Here is a 9,293-nt window from a genome sequence, read left to right on the forward strand (position 1 = left end):
AGGCTGCGGCGTGCTGGGTTGTCGAAGGCATTCGCAATGCCGAGGAACAGCGACATCGCATAGACCAGCGGCAGGTTGATCACGCCGGTCAGGTCGAGTACACCGAGCAGCAACGCCTGGCTCGCCATCGCCGACTGGGTGATGATCGCCATCTTCCGCTTGTTCAGCCGATCGGCCATCGCTCCCGCAGACGCGCCGAGGAACAGCATCGGCGCGAATTGGAAGGCGATCGTGAAGCCGACCTTGCTTGCCTCGCCCGTGAGCCGGAACACAAGAATCGACATCACCGTGAGGTGCATCCACGTGCCAACGTTCGACACCAGCAGGCCACCGAAGAACAGACGGGCGTTGTAGTACCGCAGCGACCGGAACGTGGTGGATCCGAATCCGGATCCGGGCGGCGGAGCAGGTTCGCGAGCGGCGATTGGAGCACTCACCGCCGGTCAACCCACTGTTCGTTCACGCTGAGAGTCTGGCGTTTGGTCCGACTCACCGCTTCACCGGGCGATCTCGCGCATGCCACGCATGTTGGGCCTTGTTGATGAGCCTCGACAAGCGTGATGTACGTCGACCAGCAGCGCAACGTGCAATGAATGCCGAGACTGCTCATCGCCCCTCGGGACCGCTCGCCTTGGCGTGTTCGCTCGCAGGTATCGCCGGGTTCATCGATGTGCATCTCTGCTTGCACGTCACGAACGTCTTTGTCGCGAACATGAGCGGCAATATGGTCCGAGTCGGGATCTTCAATGGGTCGGGCGACTGGTCCCTCGCTGCGGGGTCGGAGTCGGGGCTTTCGCGATGGCATCCAGGCCTCGTCGGTGCGTGCGGCTGCTACGTGGGATGCGCCGCAGCGGCTTCTGCGCTCGGCTCATCTCCGTTGTTTCTCCTCACCCCGTCCGACGTCCTCTTGGTCTTCACCGTCTATGTTCGCTCAATTGCCAAGTTCCGCTCTGCTTTCGTAAAGTCCCGAGTCAGGGGATCAGAACGCCGGGTCCCCTTCAGCGGCACGCGACCACTCGCAATGTCGTCGCGGATGTGCCAAGCTCGTACAACGACGACCAGGAGGATTTATGCTCAGAAAAATATTGAAAGCACTCAGCCGCAAGCTGAAGTCGAAGAAACCTCGAGCACCGACGACAGGGGGCTGATGACCGAGGACCGATGAGATGGTCCGTCTCGAGACAGCGGTGGCCACGAGCAAGTAAGGCATATTTTAGGTAGGTCTACCGCTCGGCCAGCGAACGCCTCGCCCCAGACCACTTTGAGAAGGGTTGGGCCGTCGCGGATGACGCCGTTGATCCGAGGAATTGGAGTCCGTTTCGCTTTGCATCCGCTTTGCGCGCCGTCTGCTTGGATTGGTGGGAGGTCGGATTCCAGCCCACATACCCGCGGAAGCTCACTGGACCGGTTTGGACCTGCCCAACAGCAGGCCATCATCGCCAACCGTTTCCGCTCCGGACGCTGAATCAAGTTCGGCGACGTTCAACCGCCCTGCAGCCAGCGAAGCCGCTGCGATCACGAACATTCACGTCGTGGCTCTACCGTTCGAGGTGGCAGACGGCGCCATTTTGCTGAGGGGACAGCCGGTTGGGACCTACGGCTTGGATGCCCGTTCTGGCCTGTCTAGTCGTCGAGCTTGAGGGCGTCGATGAAGACGTTGCCGGGCACTTCGACCCGACCGATCGACTTCATCTTCTTCTTGCCCTCTTTCTGCTTCTCGAGCAGCTTGCGCTTACGCGTGATGTCGCCGCCGTAACACTTGGCGGTGACGTCTTTGCGCTTCGCTTTCACCGTTTCACGGCTGATGATCTTGCCGCCGATAGCCGACTGAATCGGCACGTCGAACATCTGGCGCGGGATGAGTTCTTTCAACTTCTCGCACATCCGGCTGCCGTAGGCATACGCCTTGTCACGGTGCACGATCGTCGAGAACGCATCAGCGGGGATCGCGTTGAGGAGCAGATCGACTTTCACGAGGTTGCTCTTGCGGTAACCGGAAAGCTCGTAGTCGAGGCTCGCGTAGCCCTTGCTCCGCGACTTCATCTGGTCAAAGAAGTCGACGACCACTTCAGCAAGCGGCACCTCGTAGACAAGTTCCATTCGCTCAGGCGAGAGGTATTCCATCTTCTGCATCTCTCCGCGACGCGTCTGACAGAGGTCCATCAGTGCGCCGGTGTATTCGCTGGGTGTGATGATCGAGATTTTAAAAAACGGCTCTTCGACGAAACTGATGCTCTGCGCTTCGGGCAGATCAGCGGGGTTGTCGACCTTGATCTGAGTGCCATCCGTCTTGGTGACGAGATACTCGACGCTCGGTGCTGTGGCGATCAGGGCGAGGTCGAACTCGCGCTCGAGCCGCTCTTTCACGATCTCCATGTGGAGGAGGCCCAGGAATCCGCAGCGAAACCCGAAGCCGAGCGCACCCGACGACTCTGGTGCGTAGGTGATTGAGGCGTCGTTCAGCTTGAGCTTCCCGAGAGCCTCGCGCATGTTCTCGAAGTCGTCTCCGTCGATCGGGAACAGACCGGAGAAGACCATGGGGAGTGGCTCGCGGTAGCCCTCAAGTGCCTCGGTCGAGCCGTGAATCGCCGTGGTGACCGTTTCACCCGACTTGGCATCGCCGACGTCTTTGATGCCCGCGACGATGTAGCCGACTTCGCCCGGGCCCATCTCTTTCAGCGGAGTCATCACGGGCATGCGGGCGCCGATCTCGATCGCTTCGTGCTGAGCGCCAGCGTTGATGAACTGGAGCTTCTCGCCCGACTTCATCGTGCCCTGCATAATGCGGACCGACGAGACGACACCGCGGTACTGGTCGAACTGGGAGTCGAAGATCAAGCCCTGCAGCGGTGCGTCAGGGTCGCCCTTCGGTGCGGGGATGCGCTCGATGATCGCGTCGAGCAACTCGGGGACGCCGAGGCCGGTCTTGGCCGACATCGGCAGGATCTGTTCACGAGGGATGCCGAGGACCTGTTCGATCTCGCCGGCGTAGCGGTCGACGTCGGCGGCCGGCAGATCGATCTTGTTGAGCACTGCAACGATCTCGAGGTCGTTCTCGAGAGCGAGGTAACAGTTGGCGAGAGTCTGGGCCTCGATGCCCTGCGCTGCGTCGACGACGAGCACGACGCCTTCACATGCTGCAAGGCTGCGGCTGACTTCGTAACCAAAGTCAACGTGGCCGGGCGTATCGATCAAGTGGAACGTGTGGCCCTTCCAGGAAACACGAACGTTCTGGGCCTTGATCGTGATGCCGCGCTCGCGCTCGAGGTCCATCGTGTCGAGGTACTGCGCTTTCATGTCACGGGATTTCACCGCCCCAGAGATCTCGAGGATGCGATCGCTCAACGTTGATTTGCCGTGATCAATGTGCGCGATGATCGAAAAGTTGCGGATCTTGTCCATTTCCATGTCGGATCCAAAGCTATCTGCCAGGTTCGATCCCCTGGCGTCCAGGTTCGCCAACTCGTGAGCATCATTCATCCCAGGGTTCACATGCGATCTACGTTGGCGGCGGGCACCTGGCTCGGTAGAGTTTCACGGCTGTTCGGTTCCGCTCTCTGTGGCCCGACGAGATCGACAAAGAAGGCATCAGGAACATGGCAAATATCAAGAGCCAGAAAAAGCGCATCCTCACCGATGCCAAGCGCGCCGAGCGTAACAAGTCGGTTCGCGCCGAGGTCAAGACCCGCGTCAAGGCTGCTCGGGCCGCTGCTGGCACCGATGGCGGCACCGAGGCACTTCGTCTCGCCATCAGGCGCATCGACAAAGCCGCCCAGAAGGGCGTCATGCACAAGAACGCAGCAGCTCGCAAGAAGAGCCGCCTCATGAAGCAGCTCCAGTCCGTCGACTGAATCACTTCATTCCGACCTGAGCGCCGCCATAGTGCGGCGCTTTTGTCGTTTTCGGCCCGCGAGCCTCCCAAAATGGAGACCATCTCTGCGCGTCGGCGCTGCAAACCAGTCTCAGTTTCGGGATGATTCAGGCACCTCGCCGAAATTGAGACCATTCCTCAACGCCCGCGCGTTGAGATGGTCTCCATTTTGGGACGCCCGGGACGCCCGCGGTTAACGGAGTTTGCTGAGGCGGGCGACGAGGACTTCCATGACCAACTCGGGGTCGAGTTCCTTGGCGCCCTTGAGGTCGAGGTCGGCCTGGGCGAGCCAGGTGATCGCACGCTTGCAGTTGGCACCGCCCAGCTTGTTGTAGTTCTGAAGCGCCTTCTTGGCGGGGAAGCCCTTCAGCCCGGTGACCGCGGCTGCGTCGGTTTCGTTCCGAGCGCCGGCACCGTCGAGCTTGGCGATCCCCGAGTAGTGGTTGTGCAGTATGGACATGACCTGCATCGGGTGGCGGCCCCCGGCATGGACCATCCGGCCGAGCAGTGTGAGCGCCTTGGTGGTGTCGCCGATCATGATTGCGTCGGTGAGGTCCCACGGCGGCACTCCCCCGGCTTCGCCGAGGAACGGTTCGATTTGCGCCATCGAGATCTTCGCGTCGGCACCGTACGCGCTGGCCAGTGTGGCCAAGATGCCGTCGAGTCGACCGGCATCCTCACCGAGCCACAGCGCCAGCTGGTTGGCTGCTGAGCCGTCGACGTTAAGACCTGACTGCTTGATCTGGTCTTGCACCCAGGATCGCTTGTCGCGCCCGGGCGAGGTGTTGTGAACCTTGCCCTTCGCCTTCGCAGCATCAGTGAGCTTCTTGGAGATCCGCCCTCCACCGGCCACGAGCACAACGTCGGACGTGTCGAGCGGATTGTCGATGTAGGCCAAGAGCGGCGCCACTTCATCAGTGGAGAACCGACTGATGTCGCGGGCAATCACGACACGCTTGTCGGAAAGGAACGGCGGAGTTTGCGCCGCATCGACGACAAGGCGCAGTTCGTAGTCTGCGGTGTCGAACTCGTCGACCATCAACGACCGATCGCCGTCGCCGACGAGGTGGTGCACGAGGTCGCCCACCGCCGTGCGCAAGATTGATTCGTCGTCACCGGTCAAGAGATGGATCGCCATGGAGGCTCTGATTCTTACCGCGCTGGACGCCGACTGCGACACAGATCATCGAAACGATCGCAACAACTGCCCAACCAACCCACGGCCACACGCCGCCCGGCTCCAACCGCTCCCCCAGCAGCGCCACCGTGTCGACCCACCGAGTACCCAACCTTGCCGGGGCCATCAACACGGGAGCGGTGAGCGGCAACCAGCCCGCGATCAAGCCGGCCGGCATCCCGTACAGCATCACCCCGCCGGCGACGGGCACCGCCAGCAAGTTTGCCGGAATGCTCACCAACGGCAGCCGCCCGAACACCAACGTCACCGGAATCACCACGCCCACCTGCGCACCGAGCGTGATCCCGAGCGGCAGCGCGAACGGCCCGAGCGCCGCAAACCGTTTCGCCAACGCCGGGCCGACCGTGATCACCCCGGTCGTCGCACCGACCGACAGCCAGAATCCGATCGACCACACCAGCAACGGATCAATCAGCACCAACCCGAGCACCGCCAACGCAAGGATGCGAATCGGCGCTCGCTCTCGGCCCGTTGCATACGCCATTGCCGACAGCGACGCCATTGTTCCAGCCCGCACGATCGATGGCTCAAAACGCGTCAACGCGACAAACCACAAGATCAACCCGACCGTGACGCCGAGCCGTGGCCATCGCCGTAAGCGACGCAGCAACGGCCCGCACGAGGCCAGCACAAAAGCAACGTTCTGCCCTGACACCGCTGTGAGATGGGAGAGACCGCTCGCCCTGAACCGGTCGATCATCGCCTGCGGCTGATCCCGATCGTCGCCGACAACGAGCCCACGGAACAGTGCACCATCATCGTCAGGGAGTGTGGTCGCTGCGCGCTCGATCGCACGGCGCACCCGGTTCGATGCGACAGCAATCGGACCACCCTCGTCAACGTCGCTCGCCCAGTCGAGGTCAAATTCGCCGACAACGTGCTGCCACGCAACCCGACCAGCCCGCTGCGCATCGAGCTGCGTGCGCCGACCGCTCACCGAGATCCACTGGCCGCCACGCCATTCACGAACACGTAGCTGCTGCGCTCGACCCCGTGACCAGATCTCGTATCGCTCGCCGTCGACATCGACAATCACCCGCGTGCTCGACGGATACGGCTGTGGATCGTCGACCAGCCTGACCCAGCCTTCGAAGTCGCCGAGCTGGTCGGGTCGGAGCCCATTCCAAGCGTGATCAGAACGCACCGATCCGCCGGCAGCAAGCACGATTGCCACGGCCACCAGGACGACCGACCGGAATGGAAGCGTCGCGGCGAACGCCAGAGCGACAGCAATCAGCGGTTCGCCTACCCACACCGACACGGCGACGACGATGGCCAGGACCACGACGCCAAAATCGGACAACTGCAGCGCGAGGTGCCCTCGATCAGCCGTGGCGTTGCCGTACGATTGAGCACCAGTGAGCTCATCGATGTCCGCACCTCCACGAGTGTCCGCCGACCGCGGCCGTGACGCGCCACTCATCGACGGCCCGCGCTGGTATCGCACCCGCATTCGCGCCAGGGGGCCATTACTCGGACTGCTGTTTCCTGCCCTGATTGGTAGCGCGTCGTACGCTGTGCTGCACCTGTCAGATGCTGCATGGAGCGGTGCCATCGGCCTGATCGGTGGCGCGCTCGCTGCGCCCGGCTTGTTGATCGCCGGTGCCCCATTCGGTGATCGGTCCGTCTATCCGGTCGCGGTCGCAGCATCGGCCGTGGCCTGGATTTTGGTTGGGTTGCTCGCATCGAGGCGGGCAACGCGCAATCCTTTGGCGACGTGGAACGACTACTGGCGCCACTACTTCTGGATGGCTGCTGGCATCTGGTTCGGCGCGGGCATCGCACTCGGCATCGCCACCATCTCGCTCGGCGAAGCCCTGTTCTAGAATTCATACCGTCACCAGGTCACGAATCGATGCAAGCTTGGCGGGGCCAATGCCCGGGACGCGCTGCAGATCGTCAACGCTGAGAAATGGACCGTTGCGCTGGCGTTCCGTGATGATCGCCGTCGACGTGGCTGGGCCGACGCCCGGAAGGCCATCTAAATCCGCCGCTGTGGCCTGATTGACATTGACCGGCCCGGCATCAACCGCACCCTCAACGAATGGCACGTCGATCAGGGCCGCGGCCGACACCTCCTCACCGACCGCGGGCACATAGATGCGGCTCCCATCAGCAATCGGCGCAGCAAGGTTCAACGTGTCGACATCTGCGTCACCGGTAATCCCACCGGCCCGATCGATCGCCTCGTGAACGCGAGCTCCAGTGGCCAACTCGTAGACCCCCGGCGTCAGCACCGAGCCGGCCACGTGGACCGTGACTCCTAATGTCGGCGCCGCCGGTACCTCCGGAGCGGTCGCGATCGGCGTGGGCAGCGTCGAGACGGGTGAACCCGCAGCTTCGACTCGGGGTAGTGCTGCCTCACTTGGGGGCGGCGGTGTGCGGACCAACCAGTACGCGCCACCGCAGACGATGAGCACGGCGACTGCTGATGCGATCAGCCGGCTCAGCCCGAACCAACCGATCCATGCCTGTGCCCGCTCGGACACGTTGCGTGCAGGTTCGGGACGAAAGACTTCCTCCACGATCGACCTCCTCGACCGTCAGGAACCACGCCACAGCGCGATTCGCTACATTTGGAAGGAGTCGGTACGGAGCAGGGTAACGCCTGCTGACCACTTCATGGCCCGCCGCATTTTCAGTACAGCCGCCGCATTTTCAGTACAGCCGCCGCATTTTCAGTACAGCCGCCGCATTTTCAGTACAGCCGCATGGTTAGCTTGCGGCGGTAGTCGGATGTGCGGGGGTCTTGGGCACCCATCAACTCGAGGATGTCGACGAACTTCTGCCGTGCGTCGTCGTCAGCCTTGACCAAGTCGAGCAACGCGGTGAGCTCCGTGTCGTAGTCGTCGGTCGGCGCCACGCCGATCCTGGCAGTTGCGGCGATCTTGCGGGTCCGGTCGTTTTCGGGGATCCGTTCGATCAACGCCAACGCTTCGTCGGGCCGGCCATCTGCAACGAGAAGTTCGCCGAGGATGCCAATCACTTCTTCGTTGGCGGGTTCCGTCTGCAGCGCGAGGCGAAGGCTGGCTTCGTCGCCGGCAGCAATCAACTGTGCCAGGGCCTGCTCATCGTCCGACGGCAGCAGCGCATCGACGAACGCTTGGATCTCGTGCTCGGGAAGGGCCCCGATGAAGCGGTTGACGACTGCGCCGTCTTTGAGTGCGTACACCGCTGGAATCGACTGCACCTTGAAGGCCTGACCGATTGCCGGGTTCTCGTCGATGTTCACCTTGGCCAGGATGACCTTGCCGTCGGTCGCGTCGATCACGCTTTCAATGATCGGGCCCAGTGTCTTACACGGCCCGCACCAGGGCGCCCAGAGGTCGACGACCACGATGACCTGACTGGACTTCTCGATGACTTCGGCTTCGAATGTTGCGTCGGTGATGTCAATAGCAACCATGACTGCACCATACCCGTCAGCCCTGCCAGGCCTCCCTCCCTCTGCGCTGAGGCTGCATACACCGCATTACCTCGGTACTCTCGGACTCATGATCGACGGCGATTACGAACTCCTCACCGACGAATCGATGCTCCACGAACCAATTCTGCTGGTGATGATGACCGGCTGGATCGACGCGGCCGGTGCGGCGGCAGCAGCCGTTGAAGCCGTGGCTGATGAGTGCGCTACTTCACCGTTGATCCGATTTGATGACGACACCTTCGTCGACTACCGCGCCCGTCGCCCAACGATGGAACTCCGCGACGGCGTGAACACGAACCTCCGGTGGCACCACATTGAGCTCACGGCCGGGCAATCGCCAGGCGGACGCGACATCCTCGTACTCAGCGGCCCCGAGCCCGACATGAACTGGCGCCGGTTCTCGAAAGCGATGGGCGACATCGCCGTCGAATTCGGCGTCACGCAGATGATCGGTTTTGGCGCTTACCCGTTCGCAGCCCCCCACACACGCGACGCACGGTTGTCTTGTTCATCGCCGTCAACCGAAGTGCTCGCCAGCGTGTCGTTCGCCCGGAGCTCTGTCGACGTACCTGCCGGCATGGCCGCTGCGCTCGAGCACACCATGCACGATCGCAAGATCCCAGCGCTCGGCATCTGGGCGCAGGTTCCGCACTACCTCTCAGCCATGTCGTATCCCGCTGCCTCGGCAGCACTCCTCGATGGACTCCACGAAGCCACTGGCGTCAAGATCGTCGGTGCCGCGCTTCGCAATGAAGTAGCGATCCAACGGCAACGCATCGACCAGATGGTCGCCAACA

The 9,293-nt window shown here is 62.4% G+C and carries 10 protein-coding genes; 4 read left to right on the forward strand and 6 right to left on the reverse strand.

The window, feature by feature from the left end; all coding sequences use genetic code 11:
* Positions 1-437: MFS transporter (locus ACH2EI_RS02765; protein ID WP_395159095.1), on the reverse strand; the 437-nt coding region annotated here is incomplete at its 3' end.
* 152 nt (positions 438-589) lie between these two features.
* On the opposite strand from ACH2EI_RS02765, the gene ACH2EI_RS02770 reads away from it, so the two are divergent.
* Complete coding sequence (locus ACH2EI_RS02770; RefSeq protein ID WP_395152771.1) at positions 590-1,165, forward strand: DUF1275 family protein; 576 nt, start codon at positions 590-592, stop codon at positions 1,163-1,165.
* 458 nt (positions 1,166-1,623) lie between these two features.
* Here ACH2EI_RS02770 and lepA read toward each other — a convergent pair whose 3' ends face one another.
* The gene (gene lepA / locus ACH2EI_RS02775) at positions 1,624-3,480 is read right to left on the reverse strand and encodes a translation elongation factor 4 (RefSeq protein WP_395159097.1); all 1,857 of its coding nucleotides are present in this window, start codon (positions 3,478-3,480) and stop codon (positions 1,624-1,626) included.
* A 116-nt stretch (positions 3,481-3,596) separates the two neighbouring features.
* Between lepA and rpsT the strand changes: the two genes are divergently transcribed.
* Positions 3,597-3,851 carry a 30S ribosomal protein S20 gene (rpsT, locus tag ACH2EI_RS02780; protein ID WP_395152763.1) on the forward strand — a complete coding sequence of 85 codons (255 nt, stop codon included), beginning with the start codon at positions 3,597-3,599 and terminating at the stop codon, positions 3,849-3,851.
* Between the two features lie 213 nt (positions 3,852-4,064).
* On the opposite strand, the gene holA is transcribed toward rpsT, so the two are convergent.
* On the reverse strand, positions 4,065-5,009 hold the full coding sequence (gene holA, locus ACH2EI_RS02785) for a DNA polymerase III subunit delta (RefSeq protein WP_395152764.1): 945 nt from the start codon (positions 5,007-5,009) through the stop codon (positions 4,065-4,067).
* The gene (locus tag ACH2EI_RS02790) at positions 4,984-6,372 is read right to left on the reverse strand and encodes a ComEC/Rec2 family competence protein (protein WP_395152765.1); all 1,389 of its coding nucleotides are present in this window, start codon (positions 6,370-6,372) and stop codon (positions 4,984-4,986) included. Before ACH2EI_RS02790 ends, holA begins: the two co-directional genes overlap by 26 nt.
* Before the next feature lie 67 nt (positions 6,373-6,439).
* On the opposite strand from ACH2EI_RS02790, the gene ACH2EI_RS02795 reads away from it, so the two are divergent.
* Entirely contained in the window at positions 6,440-6,895 is a 456-nt protein-coding gene (locus ACH2EI_RS02795; protein WP_395152766.1) for a hypothetical protein, read from the forward strand.
* A 3-nt stretch (positions 6,896-6,898) separates the two neighbouring features.
* On the opposite strand, the gene ACH2EI_RS02800 is transcribed toward ACH2EI_RS02795, so the two are convergent.
* Entirely contained in the window at positions 6,899-7,594 is a 696-nt protein-coding gene (locus ACH2EI_RS02800; RefSeq protein ID WP_395152767.1) for a helix-hairpin-helix domain-containing protein, read from the reverse strand.
* A gap of 173 nt (positions 7,595-7,767) precedes the next feature.
* On the reverse strand, positions 7,768-8,475 hold the full coding sequence (locus ACH2EI_RS02805) for a tetratricopeptide repeat protein (RefSeq protein ID WP_395152768.1): 708 nt from the start codon (positions 8,473-8,475) through the stop codon (positions 7,768-7,770).
* 88 nt (positions 8,476-8,563) lie between these two features.
* On the opposite strand from ACH2EI_RS02805, the gene ACH2EI_RS02810 reads away from it, so the two are divergent.
* On the forward strand, positions 8,564-9,293 hold a 730-nt coding region (locus tag ACH2EI_RS02810), incomplete at its 3' end, for a PAC2 family protein (protein ID WP_395159099.1).

The sequence above is a fragment of the Ilumatobacter sp. genome (genome assembly GCF_041688325.1).
Taxonomy (GTDB): Bacteria; Actinomycetota; Acidimicrobiia; order Acidimicrobiales; family Ilumatobacteraceae; genus Ilumatobacter_A.